Annotated in this window: 14 protein-coding genes; 13 read left to right on the top strand and 1 reads right to left on the bottom strand. The window is 63.2% G+C overall.

From position 1 onward, the window contains the following. The first annotated feature begins 28 nt into the window (after positions 1 to 28). Genes AC3WKX_RS20845 through AC3WKX_RS20835 form a run of 3 tightly spaced genes read left to right on the top strand, consistent with a single transcriptional unit; the run spans position 29 to position 2,768 of the window. Positions 29 to 817: an ABC transporter ATP-binding protein gene (locus AC3WKX_RS20845; protein WP_102605722.1), complete on the top strand. Its 789-nt coding sequence runs from the start codon at positions 29 to 31 to the stop codon at positions 815 to 817. Next, positions 814 to 1,761, top strand: coding sequence for an ABC transporter substrate-binding protein (locus tag AC3WKX_RS20840; protein WP_008439045.1), 948 nt, complete (start codon positions 814 to 816; stop codon positions 1,759 to 1,761). The genes AC3WKX_RS20845 and AC3WKX_RS20840 overlap by 4 nt, the downstream gene beginning before the upstream one ends. Then, a complete protein-coding gene (locus tag AC3WKX_RS20835; protein WP_003217368.1) occupies positions 1,758 to 2,768 on the top strand; it encodes a FecCD family ABC transporter permease in 1,011 nt (336 codons plus the stop codon). Before AC3WKX_RS20840 ends, AC3WKX_RS20835 begins: the two co-directional genes overlap by 4 nt. On the opposite strand, the gene AC3WKX_RS20830 is transcribed toward AC3WKX_RS20835, so the two are convergent. Continuing rightward, positions 2,765 to 8,686: a hypothetical protein gene (locus AC3WKX_RS20830; RefSeq protein ID WP_102605731.1), complete on the bottom strand. Its 5,922-nt coding sequence runs from the start codon at positions 8,684 to 8,686 to the stop codon at positions 2,765 to 2,767. The genes AC3WKX_RS20835 and AC3WKX_RS20830 overlap by 4 nt on opposite strands. Positions 8,687 to 8,983: 297 nt before the next feature. On the opposite strand from AC3WKX_RS20830, the gene urtA reads away from it, so the two are divergent. The 10 genes from urtA to AC3WKX_RS20780 all read left to right on the top strand — a co-directional run bounded on the left by urtA (position 8,984) and on the right by AC3WKX_RS20780 (position 17,266). Continuing rightward, positions 8,984 to 10,249, top strand: coding sequence for an urea ABC transporter substrate-binding protein (gene urtA, locus AC3WKX_RS20825; protein WP_003217372.1), 1,266 nt, complete (start codon positions 8,984 to 8,986; stop codon positions 10,247 to 10,249). A 134-nt stretch (positions 10,250 to 10,383) separates the two neighbouring features. Continuing rightward, positions 10,384 to 11,886: an urea ABC transporter permease subunit UrtB gene (gene urtB / locus AC3WKX_RS20820; protein WP_003217374.1), complete on the top strand. Its 1,503-nt coding sequence runs from the start codon at positions 10,384 to 10,386 to the stop codon at positions 11,884 to 11,886. Continuing rightward, positions 11,886 to 12,965 (top strand): urea ABC transporter permease subunit UrtC, encoded by a 1,080-nt coding sequence (gene urtC / locus AC3WKX_RS20815; protein WP_008439056.1) that lies wholly within the window; start codon positions 11,886 to 11,888, stop codon positions 12,963 to 12,965. The genes urtB and urtC overlap by 1 nt, the downstream gene beginning before the upstream one ends. After that, entirely contained in the window at positions 12,962 to 13,822 is an 861-nt protein-coding gene (urtD, locus tag AC3WKX_RS20810; RefSeq protein WP_003217378.1) for an urea ABC transporter ATP-binding protein UrtD, read from the top strand. Before urtC ends, urtD begins: the two co-directional genes overlap by 4 nt. A 52-nt stretch (positions 13,823 to 13,874) precedes the next feature. Then, entirely contained in the window at positions 13,875 to 14,573 is a 699-nt protein-coding gene (gene urtE / locus AC3WKX_RS20805; RefSeq protein ID WP_003217380.1) for an urea ABC transporter ATP-binding subunit UrtE, read from the top strand. Positions 14,574 to 14,603: 30 nt separating this feature from the next. Beyond that, positions 14,604 to 15,443: an urease accessory protein UreD gene (locus tag AC3WKX_RS20800; protein WP_003217381.1), complete on the top strand. Its 840-nt coding sequence runs from the start codon at positions 14,604 to 14,606 to the stop codon at positions 15,441 to 15,443. Between the two features lie 148 nt (positions 15,444 to 15,591). After that, complete coding sequence (gene ureA / locus AC3WKX_RS20795; protein ID WP_003217383.1) at positions 15,592 to 15,894, top strand: urease subunit gamma; 303 nt, start codon at positions 15,592 to 15,594, stop codon at positions 15,892 to 15,894. Between the two features lie 9 nt (positions 15,895 to 15,903). Further along, positions 15,904 to 16,425 carry a GNAT family N-acetyltransferase gene (locus AC3WKX_RS20790; protein WP_102605723.1) on the top strand — a complete coding sequence of 174 codons (522 nt, stop codon included), beginning with the start codon at positions 15,904 to 15,906 and terminating at the stop codon, positions 16,423 to 16,425. Positions 16,426 to 16,430: 5 nt separating this feature from the next. Further along, the gene (locus AC3WKX_RS20785) at positions 16,431 to 16,961 is read left to right on the top strand and encodes a GNAT family N-acetyltransferase (protein WP_102605724.1); all 531 of its coding nucleotides are present in this window, start codon (positions 16,431 to 16,433) and stop codon (positions 16,959 to 16,961) included. After that, entirely contained in the window at positions 16,958 to 17,266 is a 309-nt protein-coding gene (locus AC3WKX_RS20780) for an urease subunit beta (RefSeq protein ID WP_003217389.1), read from the top strand. Before AC3WKX_RS20785 ends, AC3WKX_RS20780 begins: the two co-directional genes overlap by 4 nt. Positions 17,267 to 17,359: the final 93 nt, after the last annotated feature.

Below are 17,359 nucleotides of genomic sequence, written 5' to 3'. Positions count from 1 at the left end.
TTGTCCTGTGTTGGACCTGAGAGTAAAGATGACCTCACTCAACCTCACCGCCCTCGCCTGGACCCCACCAGGCCACGAGCACTGTCATCACCAGTTCCAACTGCGTGACGCCAGCCTGCACGTGAACGCCGGTGAGTTCGTCGGGCTGATCGGGCCCAACGGCAGCGGCAAGACCAGCCTGCTGCGCTGCGCCTATCGGTTCAGCAAACCGGCTGACGGTGAGGTGCTGCTGGAACACCAGAACGTCTGGAAGCAATCCTCGAAGTGGTGCGCGCAACGCATTGCCGTGGTGCTCCAGGAGTTTCCCGACGCCTTCGGCCTGCGGGTGGATGAAGTGGTCGCCATGGGCCGCACACCGCACAAGGGCCTGTTCGACAGCGATACGCTTGAAGACCAGAACCTGATCCGCCAGGCCCTCGAATCCGTCGGCCTGCTGGGCTTTGAAGACCACGCCTTCGCCACCCTCTCGGGCGGAGAAAAGCAGCGGGTGATCCTCGCCCGCGCCCTGGCCCAGCAACCGCAACTGCTGATCCTCGACGAACCGACCAACCACCTCGACCCGCGCTACCAGTTGCAATTGCTGCAACTGGTCAAGCGCCTGAACATCGGCACCCTCGCCAGCATTCATGACCTGAACCTGGCCGCGGCGTTCTGCGATCGGCTGTATGTGATCAACCACGGGCGCATCGTCGCCAGCGGCACACCTCACGAAGTGCTGACCGCCGAATTGCTGCGCGAAGTGTTCGGCGTTGAAGCATTGATCGACACTCACCCCTTGTCCGGCTACCCCCGAATCACCTGGATAACCCAACCATGATCCTGCGCTCCCTGCTGTCTCTCGCGTTGCTGCTCGGCACTTCCCAAGCGTTCGCCGAAGCGACCCATTACCCGCTGAAAATCCAGAGCTGCAACCGCGAAGTGACCTTCGCCGAGGCACCAAAACACGCGGTCAGCCACGACATCAACATGACCCAGATGATGCTCGCCCTGGGCCTCAAGTCGCACATGGCCGGCTACAGCGGCGTGACCGGCTGGAAGTCGGTCACCCCGGAAATGGCGCAGATTCTCGACGGCCTGCCGGAACTGGCGAGCAAATACCCGTCGGTGGAAACCCTGCTCAACGCCAACGTCGACTTCTTCTTCGCCGGCTGGGACTACGGCATGCGCGTCGGTGGCGACCTCACCCCGCAAACCCTGCAACCGTTGGGCATCAACGTCTACGAGCTGACCGAGTCCTGTGCCTTCGTGATGAAGCGCCCGGCGGCCACACTGGAAGACACCTATAACGACCTGCGCAACCTGGGCAAGATCTTCGACGTGCAGGACCGCGCCAATGCACTGATCGCGCAGATGCAGGCACAGGTCGCCCAAGTGCAGGAAAACCTGCCGGCCGACAAGCCCCGCGTGTTCCTCTACGACAGCGGCGAAGACCGCGCCATGACCTCCGGCCGCCTGGGCATGCCCCAGGCGCTGATCGACGCCGCCGGTGGGCGCAACATTCTCGATGACGTGGACGCCAGCTGGACCCGGGTCAACTGGGAAACCGTGGTGGAGCGCAACCCGCAGGTCATCGTGATCGTCGACTACAGCGAAATCACCGCCGAGCAAAAAGAGCAGTTCCTGCTGAACAACCCGGCGCTGCAATCGGTGGACGCGATCAAGAACCAGCGCTTTATCGTGATCCCCTACGTGCAAGCCACGCCGGGCATCGACAACGTGCTGGCGGTTGAAACCCTGGCCAAGGGGTTTCACGGCGAATGATCACCCGTCGCTATGCCCTGCTGCTGAGTGCCCTCGGCGCGTTGTTGCTGATCTCATGTGTGGTCTCGCTGGGGTTCGGCTCGGCGCGGGTACCGGTGGACGTGGTGTGGCGGATCCTGCTGCATAAAGCCTTCGGCGTTGGCGAGGTGGACTGGAGCGCGGGGCAGGAACATATCGTGTGGCTGATCCGCGTGCCGCGCATGTTGCTCGGTGCCCTGGTGGGCGCCGGGCTGGCGTTGATCGGCGCGGTGTTGCAGGCGGTAACGCGCAACCCGCTGGCGGATCCGCACCTGCTGGGCGTGACTTCCGGCGCCACCCTCGGTGCGGTGATCGTGGTGCTGCATGTGGGTGAAGTGATCGGCTTGCTGACCCTGCCCATCGCGGCGTTCATCGGTGCGTTGCTGAGCATGATCGTGGTGCTGGCGGTGGCCAGTCGCAACGGTCGGCTGGAGAGCGACCGCCTGCTGCTGTGCGGGGTGGCGGTGTCGTTCGTGATGATGGCGGTGGCGAATTTGCTGCTGTTCATGGGCGACCATCGCGCCGCCTCGGCGGTGATGTTCTGGATGCTCGGCGGCCTGGGGTTGGCGCGCTGGGAACTGCTGGCCATTCCCTTCGCCACCGTGTTGCTGGGGCTGGTGTTGCTGCTGGGGATGGCTCGCCCGTTGAACGCGCTGATGGCCGGCGAACAGACCGCCGTGACCCTGGGCCTGAACGCGCGCAATGTGCGGCTCAAGGTGTTCCTGATCGCCTCGCTGATGACCGGCGTGCTGGTGTCCATCAGCGGCTCCATCGGCTTTGTCGGGCTGATGGTGCCGCACATTGCCCGGCGCCTTGTAGGTGCCGAACACCGGCGTTTGCTGCCGGTGTGCGTGCTGTTGGGCAGTGTGTTCCTGGTGTGGGTGGATGTGGCGGCCCGCACGATGATTGCCCCCGAAGACCTGCCCATCGGCGTGGCCACGGCGGCCATTGGCGGGTTGTTTTTTATCGGGCTGATGCGGCGGCGTTAAACCCCCTGGTCGGCCTGCTTGAATGCATGCAACAAGCGCCGCGCCACCTGGCTGCGGGGTTGCCAGAAGCGATCGGTTTCCAGGATGGTCAGCTTGCCAGAGGTCGCCAACCGGCGGATCACCTCGCTGGGCTTGACCTTCACCACACCCGTGTCTTCGTCGATCCAGTCATCGCGCAGCAACTGGCTTTCGTCCGCGTGATAGCTGGGCTCATACACAATCAACGCGCCGTGCACCGGGGTGAAGTAGTAACGCGCCCCCGCGATCTTGTCCTGGCGCAGCATCTCGATGAACCCGCGGATTTCCTTCTGGGCAATGAAGTTGTGGGCCAGGCCTTCTTCGTAGCGATCCGCCAGATGCTGGCGCTCGGTGTCGAGCTTGAACAACTGCTGGACGCCCATCACCTTGTAGCCCGCCGGGTAGCGGGTCGATGTGCTGGGGTAGCCGAGGTTCATGATGCCTTCGAACAATGCCTTGTAGGCCGGTGTGTCCGGCCGCAGTCCCACGGCCACCGAGGGGCCCGGGTCTGCCACCGGTTGCACGGCGATGAACGTGTCGCTGTCGCCGTTGCCCAGCACCGCTCCCAGCCGCGCCTGGTGCTCCAGCGGCACAACCTGTTGCCATACCTGGCGCGCGGCATCGTCCGGGTGGGCGCACAACGGGCCCAGGGCCATGCGGGTATCGCGCACTGCCAGTGTCGTGGCCAGGCGCTTTATCCGGGGCAACAAGGCATCCCAGAACGGGCTGCTGTCGAGTACCCGCAGCTCGCCGGACTCCACCAGTTTCAACACATGGCTGTCGATGCTGCCACGACTGTTGAGGTGTTTCAGATACGCCGCCTGCCGGCGGCTGGAATCCCAGTCCGGGTCGATCCTCACCGCCTGGTACCGAAACAGTGAGCCGTCGGCACACGACACATGCAACGCCAGGAACCGCTCACTCTGTGCCACCCGCAAAAAGCTCAGCGCCGCCAGCACCACGGCCGGAGCCATCAGTTGCGCGTAGCCTTCGGCCTGGGGCAACTCGGGCGCAGCGCGATGCGGCAGCCTCAGATACAGACCTTGCAGGCTGTACCCGCTCGGCAACTGCCCGCGCAGGAACGCCCGGTCGAGGGCAAAGCCCAGGTCGTCGCCCTTGACCGGTGCGCAGGCGACAAAATGCCCATTGTCGGAGGACTTGAGAATCACGCCAAAACTCAAATCGGCGCGCCCCTGGGCGTATTGATGACCATGGCGTGCCGCGTCGTCAGCATGCTTGAACACCGGGCCCAGCTGCCGATCCGCCACGGCATGGACCGCCGCCTGCGGTGCAACGTAGGCCAGGCCGGGCATCCAGCCCGGCAGCACACGCTGGGCAGTGCCCCACAACGGGCCGCCCTCCAGTACTTGCAAAGTCCCCACCCGCGCCAGCTGATTGACCAGCTCGGTGGGGCTCTTGCGGCCGCCGCGCATCTGCTGCTCGACGGCATTGCTGTAAGGGTCGTGCAGCGCCAGGCTGTTGGGGGCCAGGGAGGTTTCCAGGTGGCTGAGCAACTGCGTCGCTTCGTTGCGCCGGGCCGAATCCAGCAAGCTGCGCTCGGCGTCCTGGGTACTGAAACCGATAAGTGAGCCGTCGGGCGTCAGCAGGTATTCGTGGGTCCACAGGTGACCCGACTTCAGGGCGGTCTCCAGTACTTTGGTCGAGAACAGGTTTTGATACACCGCGTTTTCTTCAGAGGGTAACCAGAACTCCAGCACCCGGGCGACACGTGACCGGTAACGCGCGACCATTTTCCAACCAGGGGCCAGCAGCGCCTGGCTGACGTCCAGGCCCGGCAGGATGACGTTCGGGTCGAAGTCTTCACTCAACACCGGCACCGCCAGGGTCGCGACAAACTTGCCGTTGCGCTGCAACACCAGCCCGCCTTGCAACGTGTCGCGCTGTGTGCCCAGCTGTTGGTGGGCGTAACGCACCGCATCGGCCTGGTTGCTGAACAGCGGGCTCAATGGGCGACGCATAAAGTTGGCGAAGGCGGTCCATGGGGCCTGGCTGACATCCAGCTTACCCGCCAACGCCCAGCATTCGCTCGGCACCAAAACGCTCAACCAGCTCAACTTCGCCACTTCGTTGACAAACCCGACCGCCGAGAGCTGCCCGCTGGCCATCAAGGTCTGCACGTCTTCATAGACCCCCGACGGCTGGCGGACCGGGTTGAACAGCGTCGATGCCACCGGCGTTTGTACCTGCAGCAGCGCCTGGTCCAGTGTCGAGATAAACACCGGCAAGCCCGTCAGTGCGCCTGTCTCCCGTTGGCGCTTGGCCTCGACGGTGGCACTGGCCAGATCCCCGGCCGAAATAAAATGCTGCGCCAGCCAGTGTTCGGCGGTGGTCAGCCCCTGTGGCATCCAGTTGCGCCGGTAAACCAAGGCGTGCAGTTGATAACCCGCGGGGTAAATGAACTCGCCTTCGTCATCCACGGCAAACACGGCGCTCAAGGCGAACAGCCCGGCCCTATCCCAGGCGGGTACAAGCTCGGAGCAGACAAAGGCGTCCTGATCGCGATGCTTGAGCATGAAACCGAAACCGGTTTGCGTCGGTGCTTCATGGTCCAGGCGCGTGTGCAGTGCCCGAGCCGCGTCAGCGGCACTGGCGCAGACCGGGCCATAGGCAATCTGCTCCGGACGTTCGCGCCGGGGTATCGGCAGGCGTGGCCGCCAGTGTTCGGCGATCAGCCCCGGCGCGCCCCACAACGGGTTGGCCTGCACCACCCGCACGCTGCCGGCCGCCGCCACCTGGCTGATCCACTCCCGCGCCGTCAGCGTGCCGCTGGCCAGGTTGAGGGCCGTTGGGCTGCGATGGGGCAAGGGGTCGAGCGCCTTGAACAGGTTCGCCTGGGCGGCAGAGTCGATCAGGTCATACGCCAGCAAACAATCTTCGGCGCCCGACAGGTAGGCCACGGACACCTGTTGGCGATTGCGGATCAGCGTGTGCACGTCCAGGGCGCTGAACATCTGCGCCTCCAGGCAGGCATCGTCCCGCGACCAGCCCGGGCGCTGCAGGCGCTCGGGTTCCAGCAACGAAACCCCGCGGCTGGAACCGTACACGGCCTTCAGCATGTGACCGGGCGGGAGCAGTGAGCGGCCCTTGACGTCCTGAGGGTAGACAACGCCCAGGGCAAAGCGCCCGGCGTCGCTGGCCGGCAATGGCTCAGTGGCCACGTAGAGACCGTCCGGGCGCTGCAGGATATAGCCGCAGTATTCGCCCTCACGCCAGCTGCCGATTTGCCCGTGGGCATAGCGTGCCGCGTCTTCTACCTGGAGAAACCCGCGGCTCAGTTGCGGGCGGGGTGCCAGTGCGTAAGGTCGCCAGGTGTCGGCGACCAGCCCCGGCACATCCCACAACGTGCCCGGTTGCAACACCGACAGCGCCCCGGCGGCGGCGACCTTTTGGATCATCTCGTGGGGCGTCACGGTGGCGGCCCGCAGTTCATCCCCCAGCCCGTTGTCCGTCACCCGGCCATCGGGCAGCACCTGGTAGAGCTGGCTTTCTTCGGCCGAGCCGGAGGCGTCATAGGCCAACTGAGCGCCGTCCGCCGTGCTGAGGTAGAAGGCCAGATTGCTCTCGGGGTGGATGCGCAGCGCGGCAATCCCCTGGGCAAAATCCGTGGTGTCGATAAAGCCCTCGTACAACCAGGGTTCGGCGCCGATGCCGGTGGCGTCCGGTGCGCTGCGACAGTACCAGCCACGCAGGGCGAAGCCGGGCGGCAGGCTGGCATTGCCAAAAACATTCGCCAACACGAAAAGGGTTTTGCCGGCGGGTATCGGTGCGCAAGGCTCGCTGACCACATACTGCTCTGCACTCGAGTGCTTGAGGATGCAACCGACTCGCCGGCCATCCGCCGTTGCCTGCATGCGGTCATGGGCATAACGGGCGGCGGTTGCCAGGTCAGTGAAAACCCAGCTCAGCGGCGTATCAATGGGGGCTGCTGCGGCGAAAGGCGTTTCGGGTTCCCAGGTGGCCGGGACCCGGCCCTGGACGTTGTACCAGGTCTCATCCGCCAGCAGCACCGTCAACTCACCGAGTTTTACCAGCTCTTTGATCAACCCTTCACGCGTGCCGTCAAAACCTTGTACGCGGGCCACTCCCTGGCCATCGCGTTCAACTTGTGCCAGGTACTCGCCGAATTCACGCTCGGCCCGAGAGCCGCTGACAGCGTATTTGATCAACGTACCGTTTGTTCCGCTGGTGTAAAGCACCTTGATCTGATCGGAAAAAACCAGCGTCATGTCGATTGCTTGAGTCGACGGTGTACTGATCAGGAACGCCAGCTGTCGCGAGGTTTTTTGAGGATAGTTGGCACGCACCTCGGCCAGGTCGTAGACAGCTCGATTGAACTCGCCAACCATTTGGTGCCCTTCAAGCTCGACCCGCGTCAGAGCGTTGTCGGTGGGCAATGCCCCACCCCACAACGATAGCCACTTTTCAGGGTTTGACAGACTGGAGGCCACAAACAGCCCATCGCTGCGCTTGAAGATGTAAGCCTGGAGAAAAGAGCCGTGGGGTGAACCCACCTTGTAATGCAGGTAGCGTGCGACATCATCGGCAGTGACGAAGGCAGGGCTCAGCGACGCATGGACTTTCGCGAAGGCCCTCCATTGCGGTCCTACCACTCCGGCCTTGTCCCACACCCGTCCGGGCTCAACCACCGTCAGCGTGCCCACGGCAGCCACTTGCCGGACAAACTCGGAAGGGCTCAAGGTAGCGTCCTTCAAGCGTCCGTCGAGATCCGCGCCGCGATTGGCGAACAGCTGGGACTGCGCCTGCGAGCCGGTGCAGTGATACATCAGCAGCGCGCCGTCGTTAGCGCGCAAGTAAAAGTGCAAGCCCAGGTCGTCGGTCCCCGCCATCATCACCACGGCAGCCAACGCGGAAGCCGTGAAGAAGTTTTCCGCCAGCCACGACTCTTTCGCCACGGTCGGTTTCGCTTGCGGTGATAGGGAGCAGTAAATACCGAAGGTCAAAAACTCACTGTCCGCCTTGTGCACTTTTGGCAGTGACAACTTGCCACTGGTCAGCGCAAACGCTGCCTTGAGTTCATCCGACGGAAATTCGGCCACGTACTGGTTCGACGCGCTTTTGTACAGGTAGCCAAAGAGACTCTCCTGCCGTGCAAACCCCAGCGGCGGCAAGACTGATCGCACCGCGTCCTGCCACCGGCGGCTGACTTGGCTGGCGAGAGGCGCCAGTGCGTCCTGCCCGATTTGCGACAGGGTTTGATTGAGGGTCCACGGCGCCAGCAGTTGGCCAGGCTTTCCACCCAGCTCGGCGTTGGCAACGATGACCCGCAGGTAGCCGGCCCTGGCCGTCTCATTGATAAAGGCGATGTAGTCGTCGAAATCGGCCGCAGGCTTGGCCGCCATCAACTGGTTCAAGAAGCTGGCCTCAGTCGCAGAGCCGCTGCTTTCATACTGGATGAGCGAGCCATAGAACCCGGACAAGTAGTAACGGGTGCACAGCATGCGCACCTGGATGATGATGCGCAGGATATTGATGGGGAAAAAGCTGCGATCCAGGCGGCGCTGCGCGCCTGTCCAGTGCTGTATCTGCGCGGAGCGTCGGGTGCCATCCTCGCCGCGCGAACTGTACAGGGCGTGAACGCTGTGGCCCTCGTACGCCAGGAAATTCCTGTTGGCATCGACCTTGAGCAGGTCGCTCTGGAAATCGAATGCAGTGGCGGTGCCGGCCACCGGCACGCTTGGCAGGTACATCCCGTCATCACGCTTGAAAACCAGCCCGCCAAATACCGTCTCGCGCCGGTTGCCGATCTGTTGATGCGCCCAATGGGCGGCATCGTGATCGGTGACGAATGCCGGCCCCAGATGGGGAACCGGCCTGCGCGTGCTCGCCGCTTGATCGTCTTGAATGTGAGTACTGTCCATGTTCATCGTCACTTGAGTGAAGTTAAGAAAACTGGCGCTGCCCCTGGGTTGCCGGGGGCACCAGGCAGGCTTCACTTTCAAGGGTTTGGCTGGACGCAGGCATTAGATAGTTAAGGCTCGGGGCGCCAGGCACCATCAGGGTGCGCCTGCACGCACAGCCTGCGTTGATTGGCGCCGCATTGGTGCATCGCCCACCCCCACAGCCCGGTCACGGCTCGCGCGCACCACGATTGCGCGCCCCGGCACAGCCTTTGCAATCACTCCCTCATCACATCATTGAGTCATGGAGATTGCACAATGAAGCGTCGCAGCTTGATCAAGGCTTTCACACTGTCGGCATCCATCGCCGCGATGGGCATGACCTGGACGGTACAGGCCGCCGAGACCATCAAGGTCGGCATCCTGCACTCGCTGTCCGGGACCATGGCGATCTCCGAGACCTCGCTCAAAGACATGGCGCTGATGACCATCGACGAGATCAACGCCAAGGGCGGCGTGAACGGCAAGATGCTCGAACCGGTAGTGGTGGACCCGGCTTCCAACTGGCCGCTGTTCGCTGAAAAGGGCCGCCAGTTGCTGACCCAGGACAAGGTCGCCGTGGTGTTCGGTTGCTGGACCTCGGTGTCGCGCAAATCGGTATTGCCGGTGTTCGAAGAACTCAACGGCCTGCTGTTCTACCCGGTGCAATACGAAGGCGAAGAGATGTCGCCGAACGTGTTCTATACCGGTGCGGCACCGAACCAGCAGGCGATCCCGGCGGTGGAATACCTGATGAGCGAAGAAGGCGGCGGCGCCAAGCGCTTCTTCCTGCTGGGCACCGACTACGTGTACCCGCGCACCACCAACAAGATCCTGCGTTCGTTCCTGCACTCCAAAGGCGTAGCGGATAAAGACATCGAAGAGGTCTACACCCCGTTCGGCCACAGCGATTACCAGACCATCGTGGCCAACATCAAAAAATTCTCCGCCGGTGGCAAGACCGCGGTGATCTCCACCGTGAACGGCGACTCCAACGTGCCGTTCTACAAAGAGCTGGCCAACCAGGGCCTGAAGGCTACCGACGTACCGGTCGTCGCCTTCTCCGTGGGTGAAGAAGAACTGCGCGGCATCGACACCAAGCCGCTGGTGGGCAACCTCGCCGCCTGGAACTACTTCCAGTCGGTGGAGAACCCGGTGAACAAGAAATTCGTCGCAGACTGGAAAGCCTACGCCAAGGCCCACAACCTGCCGGGCGCGGACAAAGCCGTGACCAACGACCCGATGGAAGCCACCTACGTGGGCATCCACATGTGGGCGCAGGCGGTGGAGAAAGCCAAGTCCACCGACGTCGACAAAGTGCGTGAAGCCATGGCCGGGCAGACCTTTGCCGCGCCGTCCGGCTTCACCCTGACCATGGACAAGACCAACCACCACCTGCACAAGCCGGTGATGATCGGCGAGATCCAGTCTGACGGGCAGTTCTCGGTGGTGTGGCAGACCCAGGAGCCGATTCGTGCCCAGCCGTGGAGCCCGTACATTCCGGGGAATGACAAGAAGCCGGATTACGCCGTCAAGAGCAACTAAGACCGACTCGGTCTAAATGTGGGAGCGGGCTTGCTCGCGAAAGCGGTGTGTCAGTCGACGCATCCGAAACTGAGCCAGCGCTTTCGCGAGCAAGCCCGCTCCCACATTGTCCGTGCATGATCAGGACATTTTGTATGCCCACTGCCCTATACCGCTTCATCCTCGCCGCCCTGCTGTTGCTGCCCCTCGCCGCACACGCCAGCGACGCCGAAGACTTCATCAACGCCAACCCGATGCAACAAGCCAAGCTGCTCCAGGACTGGGCCGCCCAGCCCGACCCGGCGCGCATCGAGCTGGTGGACGCCCTGCAACAAGGCCAGATCAGCGTCAACGGCGAAACCAAGACCGTACGCCTGAACAACCGCCTGCGCGGCCTGATCGACAACGTGCAAGCCAGCCAGGAATTGCTCGCTGCCGACCCCAAGGTGCGCCTTGCCGCCGCCCAGACTCTGCAAAAAAGTGCACAACCTGCGCAGCTGAAATTCCTCGACCAGCAACTCGCCGGCGAAACCAATGATGACGTACACACAGCCCTCAGTCTCGCCCTGGCCAACCTGCAACTGGTAGATCCCGACCCGGCCGTGCGCCTGGCCGCCGTGCGCTTGCTCGGCGGCACCGGCGACCCGCTGGCCCGCACTCGCCTGGAAGCCCTGCTCGCCCCCGGCGTCGAAGCCGACGCCACGGTGCACACCGCCGCCGAGACCAGCCTGGCCCAGGTCAAACGCAAACTGATGGTGGGCGAGATTCTCGGCCAGGCCTTCAGCGGCATGTCCCTGGGCTCGATCCTGCTGCTGGCGGCGCTCGGCCTGGCGATCACCTTCGGCCTGCTCGGGGTGATCAACATGGCCCACGGCGAGATGCTGATGCTCGGCGCCTACTCCACCTATGTGGTGCAGTTGCTGATGCAGCGCTACGTGCCCCAGGCCATCGAGTTCTACCCGCTGATCGCGCTGCCGGTGGCGTTTTTTGTCACCGCCGCCATCGGCATGGCCCTGGAGCGCACGGTGATTCGTCACCTCTACGGCCGCCCGCTGGAAACCCTGCTCGCCACCTGGGGCATCAGCCTGATGCTGATCCAACTGGTGCGCCTGGTGTTCGGTGCGCAGAACGTTGAAGTGGCCAACCCCGAGTGGCTGTCCGGGGGAATCCAGGTGCTGCCCAACCTGGTGCTGCCGTACAACCGCATCGTGATCATCGCCTTCGCGCTGTTCGTGGTGGTGCTGACCTGGCTGCTGCTGAACAAGACGCGCCTGGGCCTCAACGTGCGGGCCGTCACCCAGAACCGCAACATGGCCGCCTGCTGCGGCGTGCCCACCGGACGCGTGGACATGCTCGCCTTTGGCCTCGGCTCCGGCATAGCGGGCCTCGGTGGCGTGGCCCTGAGCCAGATCGGCAACGTCGGCCCGGACCTCGGCCAGAGCTACATCATCGACTCGTTCCTGGTGGTGGTACTCGGCGGTGTCGGCCAGTTGGCCGGTAGCGTCATGGCCGCCTTCGGCCTGGGGATAGCCAACAAGATTCTTGAACCGCAGATCGGTGCCGTGCTCGGCAAGATCCTGATCCTCGCGCTGATCATTCTGTTCATCCAGAAACGCCCGCAAGGACTCTTCGCACTGAAAGGACGGGTGATCGACTGATGAACCAGCCATTGATGCTTACGGCCGCGCAAAAGGCCGGCCCCAAGGTGACTGTCGCGGTCGGTGCAGTGGTGCTGATCCTGCTGCTGGCGCTGCCGTTGTTCTCGCTGTTGTCACCGGAAAATCCGCTGCACGTTTCCGCCTATACCCTGACGTTGGTGGGCAAGATTCTGTGCTATGCCATCGTCGCCCTGGCGCTGGACCTGGTGTGGGGTTATGCCGGGATGTTGTCCCTCGGCCACGGCCTGTTCTTTGCGCTGGGCGGTTATGCCATGGGCATGTACCTGATGCGCCAGGCGTCCGGCGATGAGCTGCCGGCGTTCATGACCTTTTTGTCGTGGACCGAGTTGCCGTGGTACTGGACCGGCACCAGCCACTTCCTCTGGGCAATGTGCCTGGTGGTGTTGGCGCCGGGATTGCTGGCGCTGGTGTTCGGGTTCTTCGCCTTCCGCTCACGGATCAAGGGCGTGTACTTCTCGATCATGACCCAGGCCCTGACCTTCGCCGGGATGCTGTTGTTCTTCCGCAACGAGACCGGGTTCGGCGGCAATAACGGCTTTACCAATTTCCGCAGCATCCTCGGGTTTGGCATCACCGAGCCGGGCACGCGAGCGGCGCTGTTTGTGGCCACCGTGGTGTTGTTGGTGGCGAGCCTGTTCATCGGCTGGCGCCTGGCCCAGAGCAAGTTCGGCCGGGTACTGACAGCGCTGCGGGATGCGGAAAATCGCCTGATGTTCTGCGGCTACGACCCGCGTGGCTTCAAGCTGTTCGTGTGGGTGTTGAGCGCGGTGCTGTGTGGTTTGGCGGGCGCGTTGTATGTGCCGCAAGTGGGCATCATCAACCCCAGCGAAATGTCGCCGACCAACTCCATCGAGGCCGCTGTGTGGGTGGCCCTCGGCGGGCGTGGAACCTTGATCGGCCCGCTGCTGGGCGCCGGTGTGGTCAACGGCATGAAGAGCTGGTTCACCGTGGCGTTTCCTGAGTATTGGCTGTTCTTCCTCGGTGCGCTGTTCATCATCGTCACCCTGTACTTGCCCAAGGGTGTGATTGGCCTGCTGAAGAAAAGGGGCGACCAATGAGGATCACAGCGACGGCCGAATTTATGCTCGAACCTATCCTTGAACCCAATAAAGACCAGGGCAGCGCCCGCGATGCCATTGGCCTCGGCCAGGCTGCCGGCAAAGGCCTGAACACCCGCCACGGCACGATCCTGACCCTGGAAGACATCAGCGTCAGCTTCGACGGCTTCAAGGCGTTGAACGACTTGAACCTGTACATCGGCGTCGGCGAATTGCGCTGCATCATCGGCCCCAACGGCGCGGGCAAGACCACGCTGATGGACGTGATCACCGGCAAGACCCGGCCCAGCCACGGCAAGGCCTGGTTCGGCGAAACCCTCGACCTGACGAGCATGAGCGAAGTGCAGATCGCCCAGGCCGGCATCGGTCGCAAGTTCCAGAAGCCCACGGTATTCGAAGCCCTCAGCGTGTTTGAAAACCTGGAGCTGGCGCAGAAGACCGACAAATCGGTGTGGGCCAGCCTGCGGGCGCGCTTGAGTGGTGAGCAGAAAGACCGCATCAGCGAAGTACTCGACACCATCCGACTCACCGCTTCAGTCAATCGCCCGGCCGGCTTGCTGTCCCACGGCCAGAAACAGTTCCTGGAAATCGGCATGTTGCTGATGCAGGACCCGCAACTGTTGCTGCTGGATGAACCGGTGGCGGGCATGACCGATGCCGAAACCGAGTTCACCGCCGAGCTGTTCAAGCGCCTGGCGGGCAAGCATTCGCTGATGGTGGTGGAACACGACATGGGCTTTGTCGGCTCGATTGCCGACCACGTGACGGTGTTGCACCAGGGCAGCGTGCTGGCCGAAGGGTCGCTGGAACAGGTGCAGGAAAATGAGCGGGTGATCGAGGTTTACCTCGGCCGCTGAACCTGATCGTTCCCACGCTCCGCGTGGGAACGATCATTAAGGGGAACTGAACATGCTGCAAGTCGACAAGCTGCACCAGTACTACGGCGGTAGCCACATCCTGCGCGGGCTTTCCTTTGAGGTAAAAGTCGGCGAAGTCACCTGCCTGCTGGGCCGCAACGGCGTGGGCAAGACCACCTTGCTCAAGTGCCTGATGGGTTTGCTGCCGGCCAAGGAAGGTGCGGTGAACTGGGAAGGCCGCGCCATTACCGGCTTCAAGCCGCACCAGCGGGTGCACGCCGGTATCGCTTACGTGCCCCAGGGCCGGGAGATTTTTGGCCGCCTGACAGTGGAAGAAAACCTGCTGATGGGCCTGTCACGCTTCCCCGGCTCCGAAGCCAAGGAAGTGCCCGCCTTCATCTACGAGCTGTTCCCGGTGCTGCTGCAAATGAAGCAACGCCGGGGTGGTGACTTGTCCGGCGGCCAGCAACAGCAGCTGGCTATCGGTCGGGCCCTGGCCAGCCGCCCGCGCCTGCTGATCCTCGATGAACCCACCGAAGGCATCCAGCCGTCGGTGATCAAGGAGATCGGCGCGGTGATCAAGAAGCTCGCGGCACGCGGCGACATGGCGATTCTGCTGGTGGAGCAGTTCTATGATTTTGCCGCGGAACTGGCCGACCAGTACCTGGTGATGTCCCGGGGCGAAATCGTCCAGCAGGGGCGTGGAGAAAATATGGAAAGCGAGGGTGTGCGCGGGCTCGTTACGATCTAATCTGTAGCGTCCTAACGATAAGCACTGACCATGACCCTACCTGCCCCCACCGCGCTGTTCACCCCAAGCTGGCACGCCGAGCTGGAACTCGGCTACGCGCGTTTCGGCGACACCACGCGCCCAGTGATGCGCCGCCACCTCGGCCCACTGCGGGTGCAAAAGCATCTGTACGCCGAAGGCCCCGAGGTGTGCCAGCACATCATCGTGCACCCGCCGGGCGGGATTGCCGGCGGTGATCGTCTCGATATCAGCGCCCATGTCGCCGAAGGTGCGTGGGCGCAACTGACCAGCCCCGGCGCGGCCAAGTGGTACCGCGCCGGCGGGCCGGCGTATCAGAAACTGGAGCTGACGGTTGAGGCGGGCGCGACGCTGGAATGGCTGCCGCAGGAGACCATCGTGTTCAGCGCCGCCCAGGCCGAACTCACCACCCGCATCGACCTGCAAGGCGATGCCCGGCTGTTTTACTGGGACGTGGTCGCCCTCGGGCGCCCCGCCAGCGGCGAGCGTTTCGACCTCGGGCACTTCCAGTCGCACCTGGATATCCGCCGCGACGGCCAGTTGATTTGGCATGAGCGCCAGCGCATTGTGGGCGCCGACGGTTTGCTCGACTCACCCATCGGGCTGGACGGGCAACCGGTGTTTGCGACCTTGCTGGTGACCGGCGAAATCGACCCTGAACTGCTCGAACAATGTCGCTCCCTGCCCCACCCGGTACGCGGCGACCTGACCCAATTGCCCGGCCTGCTGGTGGCCCGCTGCCTGGCCAGTGAAGCGCTGCTGGCGCGAGCCTGGCTGATCGCACTGTGGCGCCTGCTGCGCCCGGCCGTGCTGGGCCGCGAGGCTGTATCACCGAGAATCTGGAGCACATGAAGATTAAAAATGTGGGAGCGGGCTTGCTCGCGAATGCAGTGGGTCAGGCAAAGATGCATTCACTGACACACCGCATTCGCGAGCAAGCCCGCTCCCACATTGGATCTCCGGTGTTTTTACGAATGTATTTCATAGTGGACCTTGAACGATGGACCTGACCCCACGGGAAAAAGACAAACTGCTGATCTTCACCGCCGGCCTGGTGGCCGAGCGGCGGTTGGCGCGCGGTGTGAAGCTCAACTACCCGGAAACCATCGCCTACATCTCCGCCGCGTTGATGGAAGGCGCCCGCGATGGCCGCACCGTGGCCGAGCTGATGCACTTCGGCACCACCCTGCTCACCCGCGAACAGGTGATGGAAGGCATCCCGGAAATGATCCCGGACATCCAGGTGGAAGCCACCTTCCCCGACGGCACCAAGCTGGTCACCGTCCACCAACCCATCGCCTGAGGCCCGACCATGTCCTTTTTGATTCGTGATGCGGTGCACGCCGATTTGCCAGGGATTCGCGATATCTACAACGACGCGGTGCTCAACACCACGGCGATCTGGAACGAACAACCGGTAGACCTGGGCAACCGCCAGGCCTGGTTCAGCGCTCGTCAGTCACAGTTTTACCCGGTCCTGGTGGCCGTCGAAGACGAGCAGGTCATCGGCTATGCCTCGTTCGGTGACTGGCGGCCCTTCGAAGGCTTTCGCCACACCGTCGAACACTCGGTGTACGTGCGCAACGACCAGCGCGGCAAAGGCCTCGGCCCCCAGCTGATGCAGGCGCTGATCGAGCGGGCGAAAACCTGCGACAAACACGTGATGGTCGCCGCCATCGAAAGCGGCAACCAGGCCTCGATCCGCCTGCATGAGCGCCTGGGTTTCATCACCACCGGGCAGATGCCCCAGGTCGGCACCAAGTTCGGACGCTGGCTGGACCTGACCTTCATGCAACTGACGCTCAACCCAGGCGCTGTGCCGCCCAAGGAGTGACACCGATGAACGCCCAACTGCGTCGAGTCAATGCCGAAAGTTTTGCCCATTACCGACCGGGTTTGATTGAGCTGTTGCTGGACGCCGTGAAGCACGGCGCATCGGTGGGTTTCATGGCCGACTTCGATGAGGCCCAGGCCAGCGCTTATCTCAACGGCGTGCAGGCCAGCCTCACCGATGGCAGCCTGCTGCTGTGGGTGGTGGTGCGTGATGAACACGTCATCGCCAGCGTGCAATTGGCGCTGTGCATGAAAGCCAACGGCCTGAACCGCGCCGAAGTGCAGAAGCTGCTGGTGCACAGCGAGGCCCGGCGCCGTGGCCTTGGCCAGCAACTGATGAGCGCCCTGGAACTGAGCGCCCGCCAGTACAAACGCGGGCTGCTGTACCTGGACACCGAAGCCGGCTCCGGCGCCGAAGCCTTCTACCAGTCGCTGCGTTATACCAAGATCGGCGAATTGCCCAACTACTGCCAAAGCCCGGACGGGCGCTACACCCCGACCGCCATCTACTTCAAGACCCTGGGGCAACCTGCATGATTCCTGGCGAATTTCAGATCCAGCCTGGCGACATCGAACTCAACGTGGGCCGGCGCACCGCCACCCTGAGCGTAGCCAACAGCGGCGACCGGCCGATCCAGGTTGGTTCCCACTATCACTTTTTCGAGACCAACGACGCACTGACGTTCGACCGTGCTGCCAGCCGTGGCATGCGCCTGAACATCCCGGCCGGCACCGCCGTGCGCTTTGAGCCAGGGCAGAGTCGTGAAGTGGAACTGGTTGAGCTGAGTGGCAAACGCCGGGTGTTCGGGTTTGCCGGACGCATCATGGGCGACCTGGATTAATGATCGTTCCCACGCTCTGCGTGGGCATGCATCCTGTGACGCTCCGCGTCACGACCTTCAAGAGCGGACGCAGAGCGTCCAGGGCGACATTCC

It is taken from the genome of Pseudomonas sp. GP01-A4 (assembly GCF_058780865.1).
The sequence above is the reverse complement of the archived record's forward strand: the minus strand, read 5'-3'. Positions and strand labels throughout refer to the sequence as shown.